The organism is Actinoplanes sp. NPDC051343 (assembly GCF_044455125.1).
Classification (GTDB): Bacteria; Actinomycetota; Actinomycetes; order Mycobacteriales; family Micromonosporaceae; genus Actinoplanes.
Map to the genome: position 1 here is coordinate 85,742 of NZ_JBITEL010000004.1, position 18,472 is coordinate 104,213.

At 70.5% G+C, this 18,472-nt stretch carries 13 protein-coding genes; 8 read left to right on the forward strand and 5 right to left on the reverse strand.

Features of this window, described 5'->3' with window-relative positions; genetic code table 11:
* Positions 1–14 precede the first annotated feature (14 nt).
* The 4 genes from ACIA5C_RS14475 to ilvD form a co-directional block, all read right to left on the reverse strand.
* A complete protein-coding gene (locus ACIA5C_RS14475; protein WP_396054512.1) occupies positions 15–1,037 on the reverse strand; it encodes a serine/threonine protein phosphatase in 1,023 nt (340 codons plus the stop codon).
* Between the two features lie 144 nt (positions 1,038–1,181).
* Positions 1,182–1,976, reverse strand: a complete 795-nt coding sequence (locus ACIA5C_RS14480; protein ID WP_396054513.1) for a YceI family protein — start codon at positions 1,974–1,976, stop codon at positions 1,182–1,184.
* Positions 1,973–4,693 carry an MFS transporter gene (locus ACIA5C_RS14485; protein ID WP_396054514.1) on the reverse strand — a complete coding sequence of 907 codons (2,721 nt, stop codon included), beginning with the start codon at positions 4,691–4,693 and terminating at the stop codon, positions 1,973–1,975. Before ACIA5C_RS14485 ends, ACIA5C_RS14480 begins: the two co-directional genes overlap by 4 nt.
* 716 nt (positions 4,694–5,409) lie before the next feature.
* The gene (gene ilvD / locus ACIA5C_RS14490; protein WP_396054515.1) at positions 5,410–7,257 is read right to left on the reverse strand and encodes a dihydroxy-acid dehydratase; all 1,848 of its coding nucleotides are present in this window, start codon (positions 7,255–7,257) and stop codon (positions 5,410–5,412) included.
* Between the two features lie 102 nt (positions 7,258–7,359).
* Between ilvD and ACIA5C_RS14495 the strand changes: the two genes are divergently transcribed.
* The 5 genes from ACIA5C_RS14495 (at position 7,360) to serA (ending at position 15,061) form a co-directional block, all read left to right on the forward strand.
* Entirely contained in the window at positions 7,360–9,714 is a 2,355-nt protein-coding gene (locus ACIA5C_RS14495) for a putative bifunctional diguanylate cyclase/phosphodiesterase (RefSeq protein WP_396054517.1), read from the forward strand.
* A gap of 143 nt (positions 9,715–9,857) precedes the next feature.
* Positions 9,858–11,687 (forward strand): acetolactate synthase large subunit, encoded by a 1,830-nt coding sequence (locus ACIA5C_RS14500; RefSeq protein WP_396054519.1) that lies wholly within the window; start codon positions 9,858–9,860, stop codon positions 11,685–11,687.
* Positions 11,687–12,202, forward strand: a complete 516-nt coding sequence (ilvN, locus tag ACIA5C_RS14505; protein ID WP_396054521.1) for an acetolactate synthase small subunit — start codon at positions 11,687–11,689, stop codon at positions 12,200–12,202. Before ACIA5C_RS14500 ends, ilvN begins: the two co-directional genes overlap by 1 nt.
* Before the next feature lie 71 nt (positions 12,203–12,273).
* Positions 12,274–13,287, forward strand: a complete 1,014-nt coding sequence (gene ilvC / locus ACIA5C_RS14510; protein WP_396054523.1) for a ketol-acid reductoisomerase — start codon at positions 12,274–12,276, stop codon at positions 13,285–13,287.
* Between the two features lie 178 nt (positions 13,288–13,465).
* On the forward strand, positions 13,466–15,061 hold the full coding sequence (gene serA, locus ACIA5C_RS14515) for a phosphoglycerate dehydrogenase (RefSeq protein ID WP_396054525.1): 1,596 nt from the start codon (positions 13,466–13,468) through the stop codon (positions 15,059–15,061).
* Here serA and ACIA5C_RS14520 read toward each other — a convergent pair whose 3' ends face one another.
* Positions 15,062–15,421, reverse strand: coding sequence for a hypothetical protein (locus ACIA5C_RS14520; RefSeq protein ID WP_396054527.1), 360 nt, complete (start codon positions 15,419–15,421; stop codon positions 15,062–15,064).
* Positions 15,422–15,767: 346 nt separating this feature from the next.
* Here ACIA5C_RS14520 and ACIA5C_RS14525 point away from each other — a divergent pair, with 346 nt between their 5' ends.
* The 3 genes from ACIA5C_RS14525 to ACIA5C_RS14535 all read left to right on the forward strand — a co-directional run bounded on the left by ACIA5C_RS14525 (position 15,768) and on the right by ACIA5C_RS14535 (position 18,369).
* Positions 15,768–16,793 (forward strand): 3-isopropylmalate dehydrogenase, encoded by a 1,026-nt coding sequence (locus ACIA5C_RS14525; protein WP_396055589.1) that lies wholly within the window; start codon positions 15,768–15,770, stop codon positions 16,791–16,793.
* A gap of 152 nt (positions 16,794–16,945) precedes the next feature.
* Positions 16,946–18,043: a branched-chain amino acid aminotransferase gene (locus ACIA5C_RS14530; protein WP_396054529.1), complete on the forward strand. Its 1,098-nt coding sequence runs from the start codon at positions 16,946–16,948 to the stop codon at positions 18,041–18,043.
* A gap of 53 nt (positions 18,044–18,096) precedes the next feature.
* Complete coding sequence (locus tag ACIA5C_RS14535) at positions 18,097–18,369, forward strand: hypothetical protein (protein ID WP_396054531.1); 273 nt, start codon at positions 18,097–18,099, stop codon at positions 18,367–18,369.
* Positions 18,370–18,472: the final 103 nt, after the last annotated feature.

Below are 18,472 nucleotides of genomic sequence, written 5' to 3' on the forward strand. Positions count from 1 at the left end.
GAAACGGTGGTCGTTCACGACGAGCCCTCCGAGGAATATCGAGCGTCGACGTCGCCCCCGAACAGCTTCCAATACAGGTCGTTCATCCGGGCCGCGGCGGCCGCATGCCGTGCGAGCACAGCGGCGCCGGGTCCGGGAGGGATGTCGCCCTCGGCGCACCGCCGGACGTACTCGTTACGTTCGACCGGGCCGCCGACCGCGGGGACCGGCACGTTGCGCAGCCGGGTGACGATCCAGTTCACCAGCCTCATCGAGGCGTAGTCGGCGTCATGGCCGGTGTGGCGGGCGGCGAAGTCGCGCTCGGCCTCCGACAGTTCGAAGCGGGGTGACGTGGCCAGGCCGAAGTCGGTCAGGTAAATCCGGCGGCCGTCGGAGCGCATGTTGTCGAAGTGGCCGTCCATGTGCAGCAGCTGCTGCTCGCGCAGCACCTCGACGATCTCCGCCAGCTGCTGCTCCAACGTCTCGACGCGTCCGAGCGGGTCAGCATCCAGCCATTCGAGCAACGGGTAGCGGATGTGCTCGAAAAACAGCACAAGGCCGGCCGGCGCGGCGGCCAGCTCCTCCCACCGGCGGCGGATCGCCCGGGCGGCCGCGCCAGGATGGGCACCGCTGCCGCTGCCGCTGCCGCTGCCCCTGCCGCTGCCCCTGCCGCTGCCCCTGCCGCTGCCAGCGCCGCTGCCCATCTGCCCGACCGTCGACGGCGGCCGGCCCGGCAACACCCGCCAGTGATAGAGCGCCGGGAAATGGTCGCTTCCGCTGACCGCCTGGCTGGCCACCAACTCGCGCCAGACGTTGAAGCTGGGCCTGCCGACACCGTACTGGCAGTAGAGCGGCAGCCCGAACACGTTAGCGGTGCCGCCCGGTTCTGCCAGTTCCCGCCGGGTGATCGGGATCCGTTTCACGAACACCGGCCCGCCGTCGACGTCGATCACGCCTGTCGCGCCGCCGATACCGGCCGTCCGTACGGGCGCGACCAGCTCGGCCAGCGACAAGTCGGTCTGCGCCGCGAACCACCGCGAAAGCCGGTCAGCCGCCATCGTTGAGGCCTACCGGAGTCGACCGCGCTTCGCGCAGTCCGCCGGACAGACGGCCACTCATCGGTAAGCGCCGAGCCGACTGTTGTGAAGCGGTAGCCGGGGCGTCCGGCATCAACAGGATCCGTGTGACTGCCACGGTTCTGTCTAAGCGAGGACCGCCTGAATGTCGAGTTCGATCCGGAGGGTCGGTCCGATGAGGGTGAGGCCGCCCGGCAGGCCCATGTTCCAGTTGATCTCGTAGTCGCTGCGGTGCAGCTGGGTCGTGGCGGTGGCGGCCATGCGGGTGCCGCCCCACGGGTCCGGGCCGCTGCCGCCGTAGCGGACGTCGAGGCTGACCGGCCGGGTGATGTCGCGGATCGTCAGACCGCCGTCGAGTTGCCAATGGTCGTCGCTGAGGCGGGTCAGGCCGCTGCTGCGGTAGCGGAGCGTGGGGAACTGCTTGACGTCCAGGAAGTCGGGGGAGCGCAGGTGTGTGTCGCGGTCGCGGCTGCCGGTGTCGATGCTGGCGGCCTCGATGACGACCGTTACGTGCGAGTTCTCGATCGGCTCGGTGACCGTGACGGTGCCCGAGAGCTCGGTGAAGCGGCCCTCGACGCGCGACATGCCGAGGTGACGGGCGGTTGCGCGGACGATCGAGTGCGCCGGGTCGATGGTCCACGTGCCGGGGGAGGGCAGGCGGTCGTGGCCGGCCGCCTGCAGAACGATGGTGCCGAGGTCGTGGCCGGGCAGGGCGACCGAGCGGGCGACCGGGTCGAGCCCGGCCGCCGCGACGATCACCGTGGCCGGGCCGTTCGCGTCGACCGGCATCGCGAAGCGGCCGTTCGTGTCGGCGACCGCCCGGCCGATCTGGTGGCCGTCCGCGCCGATCAGGGTGACCGTCGCGCCGGGCAGGGGCCAGCCGTCGGACGTCGCCGTCTGGCCCGTGACCTGCTTCGTCACCGCTCGCCGCCGTTCTCGGCCGGCACCGCGAAGGCGCTGACGTGCCGGGCGTTGCCGTTGGCCGAGCCGTTCGGTGACGAGCCGTTGGACGACGGCGCCCCCAGCAGGATGTCGTGGTCGGTGCGGTCACCGGCGAGCTGGACCCGGCTCGCGACCGGCGCGTAGCCGCTGGCCGTCACCGTGTACGCCCCGGGCTGCAGATCGCTGAACTCGTAGCGTCCGTCCGGCCCGGTGGCCGTGGCGCCGACCACGGTTCCGTACTGGTCGACCGCCAGCACCGAGGCGTCGGGCACCGGCTGACCGGAGGCGGCCGCGCGGATGACCCCGGCCAGCGTCCCGTTGGTGACCAGCACGATGTCGATCCGGTTGTCGCCGCCCGCACCCAGCGACACCGTGCGGGCCGCCGGCCGGGTGCCGTCCGCGGTGGCGGTCAGCGTGTATTCGGCCGGGTAGAGGTCGGGCAGCACGTAGGTGCCCGCGTCGCCGGTGACCGCGGTCGCGACGACCTCGCCGCGGGCGTCGGTCAGGGTGATCGCGGCGCCGGTGATCGGGCGTCCGGCCTGGTCGGCGACGCGGCCTTCGAGCTGGCCGGCGCCGGAGAGCGACACGTCGCGCCGCACCTCGCCCGCCGCCACGGTGATCATCGAGGCGGCCGGTTGGTGGTTCTCGGCCGCGCAGATGAGCAGGAACGAACCGCCGGTCGGCAGCACCATCCGGTAGGAGCCGTCGGTCGAGGTGACCGATCGCGCCAGTTGGCGGCCGCCGAAGTCGGTGACGGTCAGGGTGGCGCCGACGACCGGCTGGTGGTCGGCCCCTTCGACGCGGCCGCTGACGACGGCTTCGTTGGACAACGCGGCCGGCGCGTGGTGTTCGGGCGCGGGCACGTCGGCCAGTGTCTGCGGCCGATGCCCGGCAGCCGGGCTGACCGGGATGGCCGGCCGAAGAATCTCGGGATCGGCCGCCGGAGGAGGCTCGGGAGAAGCCGCGGACTCGGAACGAGCCGGCGCATCAGAGGGTGAAGGGGACGGGCCCGGCGCTTCCCGCGCCGCCGCCGCCGACTGGGACCGCAACGCCAGCTGAGGCAGGAACAGGAACAACAGGAACGCCAGAACAAGGATGCCTGCCGCGATCAGGAAGATCATGTCCATCGAGTCGGAGAAGCCGACCTTGAACGGCCGCGCCAGCACCGGCGTCACCTTGGACAGGAACGACGTGTCGTTGAGCGCCGACGAGTTGACCGCCCCGCCGCCGTGCAGCGCGTTGATGATCGGCTGGTTGGCCGGGTTGGCCGTCACCGACTTGTCGTTCAGCGCCTGCTGCAGCCCCGGTCCGGCCGTCCGGAAGGCGTGCCCGATCTTGTCGCCGACGGTCGAGAACAGGATCGACAGGAAGAACGCCGTACCGGCCGTGGCACCCATCTGCCGGAAGAACGTCGCCGACGACGTCGCCACTCCGATCTCGGACGGCGCCATTGCGTTCTGCACCGCCAGCGTGATCGGCTGCATGATGAAGCCGAGCCCGAACCCGAACACCGCCATGAAGACGCCGGTGCGCCAGAACGGCGTGTCGACCCCGACCTCATGCATCAGCAGCAGGCCGGCGACCATCAGCGCGCCGCCCAGCACGGGGAAGATCTTGTATTTGCCGGTGCGGCTGATCAGCTGCCCGGAGATCACCGAGCCGAGCATGATGCCGCCGGTCATCGGCAGCAGCTGCAGGCCGGACTGGGTCGGCGTGGCACCCCGCACGATCTGCAGGTAGAGCGGCAGCATCGCCAGTCCGCCGAACATGCCCATACCGACGATGAAGCCGCCGGCCGCGGTGAGGCTGAACGTCCGGTTGCGGAAGAACCGCAGCGGGATCAGCGCCTCCTCCTTCATCAGCGCCTCGGCGACGATGAACAGGATCAGCCCGACGCCGCCGACGATGTAGAGGACGATCGACCGGGTGCTGCCCCAGCCCCATTCGCGGCCCTGCTCGGCCACGGTGAGCAGCGGGATCAGGCAGATGCAGATGGTGATCGCGCCCCACCAGTCGATGCGGTGGTCGCGGCGCCGGTGCTCGATCCGCAGCACCTTGGCCACCACGATCAATGCGAGGACGCCGATCGGCACGTTGACCAGGAAGACCCAGCGCCAGCCGGTGATTCCGAGGATGCTGTGCGCGCCCGCGAAGAAGCCGCCGATCACCGGGCCGAGCACGCTCGACGTACCGAAGACGGCGAGGAAGTATCCCTGGTAGCGGGCCCGTTCCCGGGGCGGCACGATGTCCCCGATGATCGCCAGCGCGAGCGAGAACAGACCGCCCGCGCCGAGGCCCTGGAAGGCGCGGAAGCCGGCCAGCATGTACATCGACGTCGCGAACGAGCACGCCGCCGACCCGATCACGAAGATCGTGATGGCGGCGAGGAAGAACCGTTTGCGCCCGTAGATGTCGGAGAGCTTGCCGTAGAGCGGCGTCGAGATGGTGGCCGTGATCAGGTAGGCCGTGGTCACCCAGGCCTGCACCGAGAGCCCGTGCAGATCGTCGCCGATCGTGCGGATGGCCGAGGTCACGATCGTCTGGTCGAGCGCGGCCAGGAACATGCCGAGCATCAGCCCGCCGAGGATCTCCAGGATCTGCTTGTGGCTCAGCTGCGACGACGAGGCGCCGGCGGCCGGCGCGGAGGGGGACTGCGGCGTGCCGTGGGCAGGCGCCGCGACTGCACTGCTGCTCATTGCTGACTCCTTCGTCGACGCCATGGGGACTACCCACAAACGAAGCAGCAATCCCGCAGGTGTCAGACGAGTGTGAAAGCTCTCAATCCGCTACCAGGATCAAGATCGACGTAAAACCGAGGACCCCTGAAACGTACGCCAGGAGACCGCAACCAACAGCAGCAACAATCGCCCCGTGGGCTGCGGCAGAGGCCGTCCGCAACCGGGCCGCACCCGGCTTCCGGCCGAGCGGCCGGTCGTGCCCGGGCAGCGCATCTCCCCAGCTCAGCCCCATGTAGATGCCGCCGGAACCGGCCCTGGTAACGGCGCACCAGCCGCTACCCGGACAAGCGGAATTCACCGCCCGGAGTGACGTCGGTCATTGTTTGCGCCACCCAAATGACGTCCGGCCCGTTGACCTGCGTGCTTAGACAAATCCCAAAGCGCCGACCTCGCAGGCGCCGCCGGCCCGCCGGCCCGCCGACGCGCCGGCCCGGCGAGCCCCCGACCCGCCGACGCGTCGGCCCGGCGAGCCGCCGATCCGCGGACGCGCTGATCTGGCGACCCGCCGACCCACCGACCCGCCGACGCGGCGGCCCGGCGAGCCGCCGACCCGCGGACGCGCTGATCTGGCGACCCGTCGACCCGTCGATCCGCCGATCTGGCGATCCGCCCGGAACGCCGCCGGCGACGGCCCCGGACGGGACCGTCGCCGGCGTACGTCAGAAGGCCGTGACCTATTCGGGAACCTTGCGGTAGGCACCGTCGCTGGCGCTCGTTGCCATCGAGGCGTAGGCCCGCAGGGCCGCCGAGACCGAACGCTGCCGGTCGGTCGGCGAGTAGGGCTTGGTGCGCCGCTCGACCTCGTGCCGTCGCTGCGCCAGCGTCTCGTCGTCGACGTTGAGCGTGATCGACCGGCCCGGGATGTCGATGGTGATCTCGTCGCCGGTCTCGACCAGGGCGATCAGCCCGCCGGCCGCCGCCTCGGGGGAGACGTGGCCGATCGACAGCCCGCTGGTGCCGCCGGAGAACCGCCCGTCGGTGATCAGCGCGCACGCCTTGCCGAGCCCGCGCCCCTTGAGGAACGAGGTCGGGTAGAGCATCTCCTGCATGCCCGGCCCGCCCTTCGGGCCCTCGTAGCGGATGACCACGACGTCGCCCTCGACGACCTGCTTGCCGAGGATGCCGTCGACCGCCTGCTCCTGCGACTCGAAGACGCGGGCCGGCCCGGTGAACTTCCAGAGCGACTCGTCGACGCCGGCCGTCTTCACGACGCAGCCGTCCGGGGCCAGGTTGCCGAAGAGGATCGCGAGCCCGCCGTCGACCGTGTAAGCGTGCTCGACCGACCGGATGCAGCCGTCGACCGCGTCGGTGTCGAGGGTCGCCCAGCGGTTGGAGGTGCTGAACGGCTGCGTGGTGCGGACCCCGCCGGGCGCCGCGTGGAACAGCTCGAGCGCTTCCGCGCCGGCCGAGCCGCTGCGGATGTCCCATTTGTCGAGCCAGGTCGACAGGTCGGGCGAGTGCACGGAACGGACGTCGGTCTTCAACGCGCCGCCCCGATGAAGCTCGCCCAGCAGGGCCGGGATGCCACCGGCCCGGTGCACGTCCTCCATGTGGTATTTCACCGAGTTGGGCGCGACCTTGGACAGGCACGGCACCCGGCGCGAGATCGCGTCGATGTCGGCGACCGAGAAGTCGAGCTCGGCCTCGCGGGCGGCGGCCAGCAGGTGCAGCACCGTGTTGGTCGAGCCGCCCATCGCCACGTCGAGGGCGACCGCGTTCTCGAACGCGCTGCGCGAAGCGATCGAGCGCGGCAGCACCGACTCGTCGTCGTTCTCGTAGTACTGCCGGGCGATGTCGACGATCAGCGCGCCGGCCTTCTCGAAGAGCGCCTTGCGCGAGGCGTGCGTGGCCAGCGTCGAACCGTTGCCCGGAAGGGCAAGACCGATCGCCTCGGTCAGGCAGTTCATCGAGTTGGCCGTGAACATGCCGGAGCAGGAACCACACGTCGGGCAGGCCGACCGCTCGATGGTGCCGAGCTGCTCGTCGGTCACGTTGTCGTTGGCGCTGGCGGTCATCGCGTCGATCAGGTCGAGCTTCTCGTGGACGACGCCCTCGATGGCGACCGTCTTGCCGGCCTCCATCGGGCCGCCCGAGACGAAGACGGTCGGGATGTTGAGCCGGAGCGCGGCGATCAGCATGCCCGGGGTGATCTTGTCGCAGTTCGAGATGCAGACCAGGGCGTCGGCGCAGTGCGCGTTCACCATGTATTCCACCGCGTCGGCGATCAGCTCGCGGCTGGGCAGCGAATAGAGCATGCCGCCGTGGCCCATCGCGATGCCGTCGTCGACCGCGATCGTGTTGAACTCCCGCCCGACGCCGCCCGCCTCGGCGATCGAGTCCGCGACCAGGCCGCCGAGGTCCTTGAGGTGGACGTGGCCGGGTACGAACTGGGTATAGCTGTTGGCGATCGCCACGATGGGCTTGCCGAAGTCGTCGTCGGTCATCCCGGTGGCGCGCCAGAGGGCGCGCGCGCCGGCCATGGTCCGGCCGTGAGTCGAAGTCCGGGAACGCAGGTCAGGCATCCCCTCATAGTGCCACCGGACCCGGGGGCCATGGCCACGGACGTCCACAACGCGAGACGCCAGGGGCTCCCCAAACGCTGCGAGATCCGGCACAGTGTTCCCGTGCAGTCACCGTCCGGCGTGGAGCTTGCGGGCCTGGCGATCGTTCTGGTCGCCGTGCCCGCCGTTGCTCTGCTGGGCGATTCCGGCCGCCGGCACACCGGCGCGGCCCGCCGGGCCCATCTCTTACTGGCCGCGGGCGGCGCGATCGCCACCGCGGCCGCCCTGGCCGGAGTCCTGAGCGCGATCCTGACCGACACGCCCCCGCCCCGGATGGGCCTCGGCGCGGCGGTCGCGCTGGGCATGGCGATCGGCACGACCGTTCTGCTGGCCGGCACGGCTGCACTGCCGGGCGCCGCCGAGAGCGCCGGCGCGGCCGTGCGCCATCTGCTCGACGGCCTGATCATCGCGGCCGCCCTGTGGTTCGCCGGCTGGACCCTGCTCACCCCGCCGACCCGCATCCTCGGCGGCAACACCCCGATGGCCTGCCCGTCCCTGCTGCTGCCGGCCGCCGTCGCGGTGATCTCGCTCGGCCTGACCAGCGAGCTCATGCTGCACGCCCACCGGCCCCGGCGCATCACCGTGCGGGTGGCCGGCGGGGTGAGCCTGGTCGCGATCGCGGCGACCGGCATCGCCGGCAGCATCTGCCAGGGCTGGCCGCTCATCGGGATGTTCAGCGCGGTGCTGCTGCCGGCCGGGCTGTTCGTGGTTTCCCGCGCGGTCAAGGCGGCCGACCGCCCGGTCCGGCCGATCGGCAACGTGGTCGAGCGCAACCGGGCGTACGCGGTGTTCCCGATGGCCACCATCGTCACCGCCCTGGGCTACCAGCTGGCCCGCGGGGGCACCTTCGACGGCTACGCGTTCGCCGGGGCCGCGGTCGAGGGGTTCGCCCTGGTGGCCCGGCAATACCTGGCGCTCACCGACGTCCGCCGCTACACGTTGCAGCTCCGCCAGCGCGAGGCTCACTTCCGCGAACTGGCACACACCGACCCGCTGACCGGTCTGGCCAACCGCCGTGGTCTCCAGCGGGCGCTGCGCGAGCCGGCCGGCTCGTCGGTGCTCGTCGGCATCGACCTCGACGGCTTCAAGACGGTCAACGACATGCGCGGGCACGACGTCGGTGACGCGGTGCTCAGCGAGGTCGGCGACCGCCTGCGGCGCAACCTGCTCGACGGCGACGTGGCGGCCCGGCTGGGCGGCGACGAGTTCGCGATCCTGATGCGCGGCTCGGCCGACGAGGCGATGCTCACCGCGCACCGGCTCCTGGCCGTGCTGGGGGAGCCCTACGAGCTCGACGGCGGCGCGGTGTTCCTGTCGGCCAGCCTGGGCGTGGCCGACACCGGCCAGCTGCTGCGCGACGCCGATCTCGCGCTGCGCTACGCCAAGCAGCGCGGGAAGAACCGGGTCGAGCGTTACCAGGTGCGTTATGACGAGCTGCTGCGTCGCCGGGGCACGTTGGTGAGCGAGCTGCGGCATGCGATCGACCGCAACGAGTTGCGCCTGGTCTTCCAGCCGGTGGTGGCGCTGCCGTCGATGCGTCTGGTCGGCGCCGAGGCCCTGCTGCGCTGGCACCATCCTCGGCTCGGCGCCGTGCGGCCGGACGAGTTCATCCCGGTGGCCGAGGAATCGGGGCTGATCAACCGCATCGGCTCGTGGGTGCTCGAGCAGGCGTGCAAGCAGCTCTCCGAGTGGCTGGCCAAGGGGCACGACGTCTGGGTCTCGGTCAACCTGTCGCCCAAGGAACTGCACGCGGCCGACTACGCGGGCCAGGTCGCCGATGTGCTGGCGACCTACGGCGTGCCGGCCCAGCGTCTGGTGCTCGAGGTGACCGAGCACGCGGTCGCGACCGACATGGAGGAGCTGATCAGCCGCCTGGCCGAGCTGCGCGCGACCGGCGTCCGGATCGCGCTCGACGACTTCGGTGCCGGCTATTCGTCGCTCGGCCAGCTGCGCACGCTCCCGGTCGACATTCTCAAGATCGACCATGCTCTGGTGGCCGAACCGGAGTCGCGCACCGGCACCGCGGCCCCGCTGGTCGACGTCGTCGTGCGGCTCGGCCACCGGCTCGGTCTCGAGGTGCTGGCCGAGGGCATCGGCACCCCGGCCCAGCGGTCGGTGGTCGAGGAGGCGGGCTGCCGTCTCGGGCAGGGCTCGCTGTTCGGCTGGGGCGTGCCGGCCGAGCACCTGGAGGCCCAGCTGCAGACGCTGCGCCCGGGTGCGCGCCCGGCGGCCGTACCGGTGGCGGCACCGTCGAAAGAGGCCCCGAAGGACGCCGCACCCCGAAGCCAGGTGGTCATGCTCGGACCGGGAATGCGCCAGCTCAGAGCGCTTTTGCCGACCGATCCCGCGTTCGAGGCACTCTCCGGTGATCAAAATGTGGGATCAGTTGACTCACCGCGTGAGATGGGGCAAGGTTAGCCGCATGTGCTTCACCCGAGTACTTATGTGAGCGCGCTCCGGCCGAAACCAAACCGGCCTGAGTGCGCTAGGTCCCGTGCTGTTAAGCACGAGGGCCTTTTTTAATGCTCAAAAGAAGCCCGGCCGATCGAAACGGAACTGCCATGACGAGACCCACTCCTGAGACCCTCGCCCACCGAGCCAACCCGGCCACTGTCGCGGCGGCCGTCAACCCGGCCCCGGCCGTTGCCTCTCCCGTCGCCACCTCGGGCGCCGGGTCGCTCGTCCGGTCGCTCGAGGCACTCGGTGTCGAGGTCGCGTTCGGCATTCCGGGCGGCGCCATCCTCCCGGCGTACGACCCGCTCTACGACTCCAAGGTGCGCCACATCCTGGTCCGTCACGAGCAGGGCGCCGGGCACGCCGCGACCGGCTACGCGCAGGCCACCGGCAAGGTCGGCGTGTGCATCGCGACGAGCGGACCGGGCGCGACCAACCTGGTGACGCCGATCGCCGACGCCTACATGGACTCGGTCCCGATCGTGGCGATCACCGGTCAGGTGGCCCGCCCGTCGATCGGCACCGACGCCTTCCAGGAGGCGGACATTCAGGGCATCACCCTGCCGATCACCAAGCACAACTTCCTGATCCAGACCCCGGAGGAGATCCCGCGGATCCTCGCCGAGGCGTTCCACCTGGCGGCCACCGGGCGACCTGGCCCGGTCCTGGTCGACATCCCCAAGGACGTGATGCAGACGCAGACCACGTTCGTCTGGCCGCCGACCCTCGACCTGCCCGGCTACCGGCCGACCCTGCATCCGCACGGCAAGCAGATCCGCGAGGCGGCCCGGCTGATCGCGGCGGCCAGGCGCCCCGTGCTCTACGTCGGCGGTGGCGTGCTCAAGGCGGGCGCCACCGACGGCCTGCGCAAGCTGGCCGAGATGACCGGCATCCCGGTCGTCACCACGCTGATGGCGCTCGGCGCGTTCCCCGACTCGCACCCGCAGCACCTGGGCATGCCGGGCATGCACGGCACGGTTCCGGCGGTCTACGCGCTGCAGAAGTCGGACCTGCTGATCACCCTGGGGGCCCGGTTCGACGACCGGGTGACCGGCAAGCTCGACTCGTTCGCGCCCGACGCCAAGGTCGTGCACGCCGACATCGACCCGGCCGAGATCGGCAAGAACCGGCACGCCGACGTCCCGATCGTGGGCGACGCCCGGCACGTGATCGACGAACTGATCGCCGCGGTCTCGGCCACCGCCGACGGCCCGGGCGAATACGAGGCCTGGTGGCGCACGCTCAACGACGTCCGCGAGCGTTACCCGCTGGGCTACGACGAGCCGACCGACGGCACCCTGGCCCCGCAGTACGTGATCGAGCGGATCGGCAAGCTGGTCGGCCCGGACGCGATCTACGTGGCCGGCGTCGGGCAGCACCAGATGTGGGCGTCGCAGTTCATCTCGTACGAGAAGCCGGGCACCTGGCTCAACTCGGGTGGCGCGGGCACGATGGGCTACGCCGTCCCGGCCGCGATGGGCGCCAAGGTCGGCGCGAAGGACACCCCGGTCTGGGCGATCGACGGCGACGGCTGCTTCCAGATGACCAATCAGGAGCTGGCGACCTGCGCGCTCGAGGGCATCCCGATCAAGGTGGCCGTCATCAACAACGGCAACCTGGGCATGGTCCGGCAGTGGCAGACCCTGTTCTACGAGGGCCGCTACTCCAACACCGAGCTGGGCACCCACAAGCACCGCATCCCCGACTTCGTGAAGCTGGCCGAGGCGCTCGGCTGCATCGGCCTGCGCTGCGAGTCGAAGGACGACGTCGACAAGATCATCGAGCAGGCGATGCAGATCAACGACGCGCCGGTGGTCATCGACTTCACGGTCGGCAAGGACGCCATGGTCTGGCCGATGGTCGCGGCCGGCACGAGCAACGACGAGATCATGCACGCCCGCGACCTGCGTCCCAACTTCGACGAGGACGATCTGTAATGAACAAGCACACGCTTTCCGTCCTGGTGGAGAACAAGCCGGGCGTCCTCGCCCGGGTCAGCGGACTGTTCTCCCGGCGCAGTTTCAACATCGATTCGCTGGCGGTGGGCGAAACGGAGAACCCGGACGTCTCCCGCATCACGATCGTGGTCAACGCCGACTCCTCACCCCTGGAGCAGGTGACCAAGCAGCTCAACAAGCTGGTGAACGTCCTGAAGATCGTCGAGCTGGACCCGCAGCAGTCGGTCCAGCGTGAGCTCCTGCTGGTCAAGGTGCGCGCCGATCGCGCGCTGCGCACGCAGGTGCTGGAGACGGTCGAGCTGTTCCGGGCGAAGGTGATCGATGTCGCCCCGGACACCCTCACGATCGAGGCGACCGGTGATCCCGACAAACTGGATGCGTTGCTGCGCGACCTCGAGCCGTACGGCATCAAGGAGATGGTCCAGTCGGGCCTCGTGGCCATCGGCCGCGGCTCGCGTTCCATCACGACCGGCCCGGCGCTCCGCGCCGCCTGAGACACACCTTTGAAAGCCGTCCGACCGCCCACCCACCGCCCTAAGCAGACTGAAATCTCAAAGGATTCAAAATGACCGCGGAAGTTTTTTACGACGACGACGCCGACCTCTCGATCATCCAGGGCAAGAAGGTCGCCGTGATCGGCTACGGCAGCCAGGGTCACGCCCACTCGTTGTCGCTGCGTGACTCGGGCGTCGACGTGGTCGTCGGCCTCAAGGAGGGCTCGAAGAGCCGGGCCAAGGCCGAGGAGCAGGGCCTGACCGTCAAGACCCCGGCCGAGGCGTCGGCCTGGGCTGACGTGATCATGGTGCTCGCGCCGGACACCGCCCAGCGCAAGATCTACACCGAGTCGATCGCCCCGAACCTCTCCGCCGGCAAGGCGCTCTTCTTCGGCCACGGCCTCAACATCCGGTTCGAGCTGATCAAGCCGCCGGCCGACGTGACCGTGGCGATGGTCGCCCCCAAGGGCCCGGGCCACCTGGTCCGCCGCCAGTACGTCGACGGCAAGGGCGTCCCCTGCCTGGTGGCGGTCGAGCAGGACCCGACCGGCGACGGCCTCGCGCTCGCTCTCTCGTACGCCAAGGCGATCGGTGGCGCCCGGGCCGGCGTCATCAAGACCACCTTCAAGGAGGAGACCGAGACCGACCTGTTCGGCGAGCAGGCCGTGCTCTGCGGCGGCACCGCGGCGCTGGTGCAGACCGGTTTCGAGGTGCTCACCGAGGCCGGCTACGCGCCCGAGATCGCGTACTTCGAGTGTCTGCACGAGCTCAAGCTGATCGTCGACCTGATGTACGAGGGTGGCATCTCCCGGATGCGCTACAGCGTCTCGGACACCGCCGAGTTCGGTGACTACACCCGCGGCCCGCGCGTGATCAACGCGTCGGTCAAGGAGGAGATGAAGAAGATCCTCGCCGAGATCCAGTCGGGCGAGTTCACCCGCGAGCTGATCGAGGACGACGACAACGGCCGCCCGCTCATGACCAAGTACCGCGAGCAGGGCGCCCAGCACCCGATCGAGGTCACCGGCAAGAAGCTGCGCGACATGATGAGCTGGGTCGACCGCCCGATCACCGAAACTGCATGATCGAAGCTTTTCGAGAATGCCCGGGCCTCCGCGGAGGCCCGGGCATTTTCCGTACGCGCGGTGTGATGCCGGTCACTCTCCGATGATCTGACGGTGAGCGTCCGGACCGGCCTACGATTCGCGCAAAGGCGGCCAACGGCGGTCGGTCTGAGCGTAAAACGCCCGGTTGGAGGCGCATGTGACCCCCGTCGTCCTGATCGCCGAGGAGCTCGCCCCGTCCGCCATAGACGTGCTCGCCTACGACTTCGATGTGCGGCACGTCGACGGCACCGATCGGGCCGCCCTGCTCACCGAGGTGGCCGAGGCCGACGCGCTGATAGTCCGCAGCGCCACCCGGGTCGACGCCGAGGTCGTCGCGGCGGCCGGCCGCCTCAAGGTGATCGCCCGGGCCGGGGTCGGGCTCGACAACGTCGACGTCCCGTCGGCCACCGCGCGGGGCGTCATGGTGGTCAACGCACCGACCAGCAACATCGTTTCGGCCGCCGAGCAGGCGATCGCGCTGCTGCTGTCGGTCGCCCGGCACACCGCGAGCGCCAGCGCCTCGCTCAAGCGGGGCGAGTGGAAGCGCAGCAAATACACCGGCGTCGAGATCCAGGGCAAGACCGTCGGGGTGGTCGGGCTCGGTCGCATCGGGGTGCTGTTCGCCCAGCGGATGGCCGCGTTCGGCACCCGCCTGATCGCCTACGACCCCTACATCCAGCCGGCGCGGGCGGCTCAGCTCGGGGTGCGGCTGGTCGGGCTCGACGAGTTGCTGCGCGAGAGCGACTTCATCTCCGTGCACCTGCCCAAGACCCCGGAGACGGTCGGCCTGATCGGCGAGAAGGAACTCGCCACGGTCAAGCCGGGCGTCCGCATCGTCAACGCGGCCCGCGGCGGACTGATCGACGAGCAGGCGCTCGCCGACGCGCTGCGCGACGGGCGGGTGGCCGGCGCCGGCCTCGACGTCTACACCACCGAACCGGCGACCGGGCTGCCGCTGTTCGAGTTCGACAACGTCGTCTGCACGCCCCACCTGGGTGCCTCGACCAGCGAGGCGCAGGACAAGGCGGGGCTGTCGGTGGCCCGCAGCGTCAAGCTCGCGCTCCAGGGGGAGTTCGTGCCCGACGCGGTCAACGTGCAGGCCGGCGGGGTGGTCGACGAGGACGTACGCCCGTTGCTGACGCTGGCCGAAAAGCTCGGCAAAGTCTTCACCGCGGTGGCCGGCGGCGTCGCCGCCAGCGTCACGGTCGAGGTGAGCGGGGCGATCGTCTCGCACGACGTCGGGGTGCTCCGGCTCGCCACCACCAAGGGCCTGTTCACCTCGGTGGTCGACGAGCGGGTGACCTATGTGAACGCACCTCAGCTCGCCGCCGACCGCGGGGTCGAGGTCGAGCTCGTCGTCTCCGACGACGAGGCGGGACAAGACCTGGTCACGGTGCGCGGCGCGCTGCCCGACGGCCGTACGGTCAGTGTCGCCGGCATCCTGACCACCTCGGGCCCCCGCGAGATCTGCAAACTCACCGGCGTCGAGGACTTCGACCTCGACCTGACCGCCGACGGGGTCCTGCTCTTCTTCCGCTATCCCGACCGGCCGGGCGTGGTCGGCTCGATCGGCACGATCCTCGGTGAGGCGGGCGTCAACATCGCGGCGATGCAGGTCGCGCGGCGCTCGGCGGGCGGCGAGGCCCTGATGACGTTGACCGTCGACTCCTCGGTCGACGCGGAGCTGCTCTCCGCCGTCGCCGCCGAGATCGGCTCGGCGCGCGGGAGCATCGTCGACCTCCGCGGCGAGTGATCAGCGGACCCGGGCCGGTGGGTAGACCGTGCCGTCCTGCAGGTCGAGCAGGTCGAGGTTGAGCTCGCCGGCCAGTCTCTCGATCGTCTCGAGGACCACGTCGGGGCAGCTCTCGTCGAGGCGCATCCAGATGTGGTCGGCCGCGGCGTGCAGCGGCGCGACCGCCCAGGGTGAACCGGGCGCCGTGGCACGCGGGCCGCGGTCGGGATAGTCGCTGGTCAGGGCATCATAGAAGGCGACGACGCGAGGGTCGGCCGGGCGTTGCGGGTGCTCGCCGCGCACGCACCGCGCGTTGGCGTCCCGCACGGCTTCGGGCCGATCCGTGGCGTCCATCGCCCACACCACTAGGTCGAAACTCACCGGCGCATGGTGCCATCACTGCCCAGTCATTGGCCAAACCAGCGCGGCGACACGCGGGGGATGCGTCTTGCGCGTCATTAGTCCGCATCGCTAGCGTTGTCCGTGCCGCGCGACACAGCGGGTGGACGGTCTTCGGGTGACTTGTCCGCTTGCGACGCGTGGTGTGCACCGGCGAGACCGAGCCACGCGTCATCGTCGCTACAGCCCCCGTGATCGTTTGCCGCGGTCCGGGGGCTGTCCGCTAAGCACCCTTAACGTTCACTTGGTGGGACCGTCGTACCGAAAGGCGAGACCTAAGCGTTAGCCTGGTGCGTCGGAACGGTGGACGAGGGAGCACAACGTGAGCGTGGCGCGAATCGCGGTGGTGGCCGGCGACGGCATCGGAACCGAGGTGACGGCCGAGGCTCAAAAGGTGATCGAGGCCGTGCTGCCCGGCACCGAGTTCGACGACTACGACCTGGGTGCCCGCTTCTACAACCGCACCGGCGAGGTGCTCCCCGAGGCCGTGCAGGAGGAACTGGCCCGGCACGACGCGATCCTGCTCGGCGCGATCGGCGACCCGAGCGTCCCGCCGGGGGTCCTCGAGCGCGGTCTGCTGCTGAAGCTGCGGTTCGACTTCGATCAGTACGTCAACCTGCGCCCCTCGCGCCTCTGGCCCGGCACCACCAGCCCGCTGGCCGGCGTGAAGGCGGGCGAGATCGACATGGTCTGTGTCCGCGAGGGCACCGAGGGCCTCTACGTCGGCGCCGGCGGCGTGCTCCACAAGGACACCCCGGCCGAGATCGCGACCGAGGAGAGCCTCAACACCCGGCACGGCGTCGAGCGGGTCATCCGCGACGCGTTCGCCCGGGCCCAGCGCCGCGACCGGCGCCACCTGACCCTGGTCCACAAGACCAACGTGCTGACCAAGGCCGGCAGTCTCTGGGCGCGCACCTTCGCCGCCGTGGCCGCCGAGTTCCCCGAGGTCACCACCGAATACCAGCACATCGACGCGGCCAGCATGTTCATGGTGAGCAACCCGCAGCGGTACGACGTGATCGTGACCGACAACCTCTTCGGTGACATCCTCACCGACATCGCCGCGGCCGTCACCGGTGGCATCGGCATGGCGGCCAGCGGCTCCGTCAACCCGGAGCGCAAATACCCGTCGACCTTCGAGCCGGTGCACGGCTCGGCGCCCGACATCGCCGGCCAGGGCATCGCCGACCCGGCGGCGGCCATCCTCTCCGCCGCACTGCTGCTCGAGCACCTGGGCCACCACGAAGAGGCCGGGCGGGTAACCGAGGCGGTCGCGGCCGAGGTGGCCTCCCGCACGCCGGGCACCTCCCTGCGTACCGCCGAGGTCGGCGACCGGGTCGCCGCCGCTCTCTGAGCCTGCGCTCTCGGGGCCGCCACTCTCGGGCCGCAGCCGCCGGAGATCCCCGCGCCCGTTGTTTTAACGAGCGTTCGGGGTAAATTTTCGTGGAGCACTACGGGTGCCCTACGCACGCCTCGACTTTTCGCCAGAAAGCAGGTCCTTTTGTCATGAGCGGTGGTGACCACCTCGATTTCGAGATCCGTCCGAACCTGGCGCCCGTAGGAGCCGCCGAGCGCACCGCGCTGCTGGCCAATCCCGGTTTCGGCCGCATCTTCACCGACCACATGGTCACCGTGCGTTACGCCGATGGCAAAGGGTGGTACGACCACCGCGTCGAGGCCCGCGCGCCGATCGCGGTCGACCCGGCGTCCGCCGTCCTGCACTACGCGCAGGAGATCTTCGAGGGTCTGAAGGCCTACCGGCTCGACGACGGCGGCGTGGCGATGTTCCGGCCCGACGCCAACGCGACCCGGTTCGCCCAGTCGGCCCAGCGCATGGCGATGCCGGCGCTGCCGTCCGAGGTCTTCCTGCAGTCACTGACCGAGATCATCAAGATCGACAACGACTGGATTCCGCCGGGCGAGGAGGGCAGCCTCTACCTGCGCCCCTTCGCGTACGCCAGCGAGGTCTTCCTCGGCGTGCGGCCCGCCCTCGAATACCTCTACCTGGTGATCGCCTCGCCGGTCGGCCCCTACTTCTCGGGCGGCGTCAAGCCGGTGTCGGTCTGGGTCAGCCCCGACTTCACCCGGGCGGCGCCCGGCGGCACCGGCGCGGCCAAGTGCGGCGGCAACTACGCGGCCGGGCTCTCCGCGCAGGCCGAGGCCATCGAGCACGGCTGCGACCAGGTCGTCTACCTCGACGCGGTGCAGCGCAAGTACGTCGACGAGCTCGGCGGCATGAACGTCTTCTTCGTGCTCGACGACGGCACCCTGGTCACGCCGCCGCTGACCGGCACGATCCTGCCCGGCATCACCCGCGACTCGGTCATCAAGCTGGCCGGCCGGGCCGGCCGCCGGGTCGAGGAGCGCTCGGTCAGCTTCGACGAGTGGCGCGACGGCGCGAAGTCGGGCCGTGTCCGCGAGGCGTTCGCCTGCGGCACCGCCGCGGTGATCACCCCGATCGGCACGGTCAAGACACCGGACGACGAGTTCCAGGTCGCCGACGGCAGCTCCGGCGACGTCACCATGGGCCTGCGCAAGGAGCTGGTCGACATCCAGCGCGGCCGCGCGGCCGACCCGTTCGGGTGGGTGCACCGGGTCCTCTGACGGATGCCCGACCAGGCGGCGACAGGCGCCGGGAGCTGCGCGGATGCTGGGGCATGACCGATCGACGGCTTGCCCTGGTGGTCGCGGTCGACAGCTACGACCATGCCGCCCTGCACCGTCTGGCGGCGCCCGCTGCCGGCGCCGACGCGCTGGCCGGTGTGCTCGGCGACCCCACGGCCGGGCCCAGCGCGTGGTACTGCTGCTACGGCGGCGCGTTCGAACGCGGTGTGGTGGCCCGCGCCGCCGGCCCGGTCGACGTGGGCGACGAGTTCCGGCAGCCGGGCCGCGGGCGCGTGGTGATCACGGCCTCGACCGCAATGGAGTAACAGTTCGAGGGCGCCCAACTGGCCGGCGGCGAGGCGACGCCGTCCGTGTTCGCGGGCGCCCTGGTCGAGGGCATCCGCACGGCGACGCCGATCGCGACCAGGA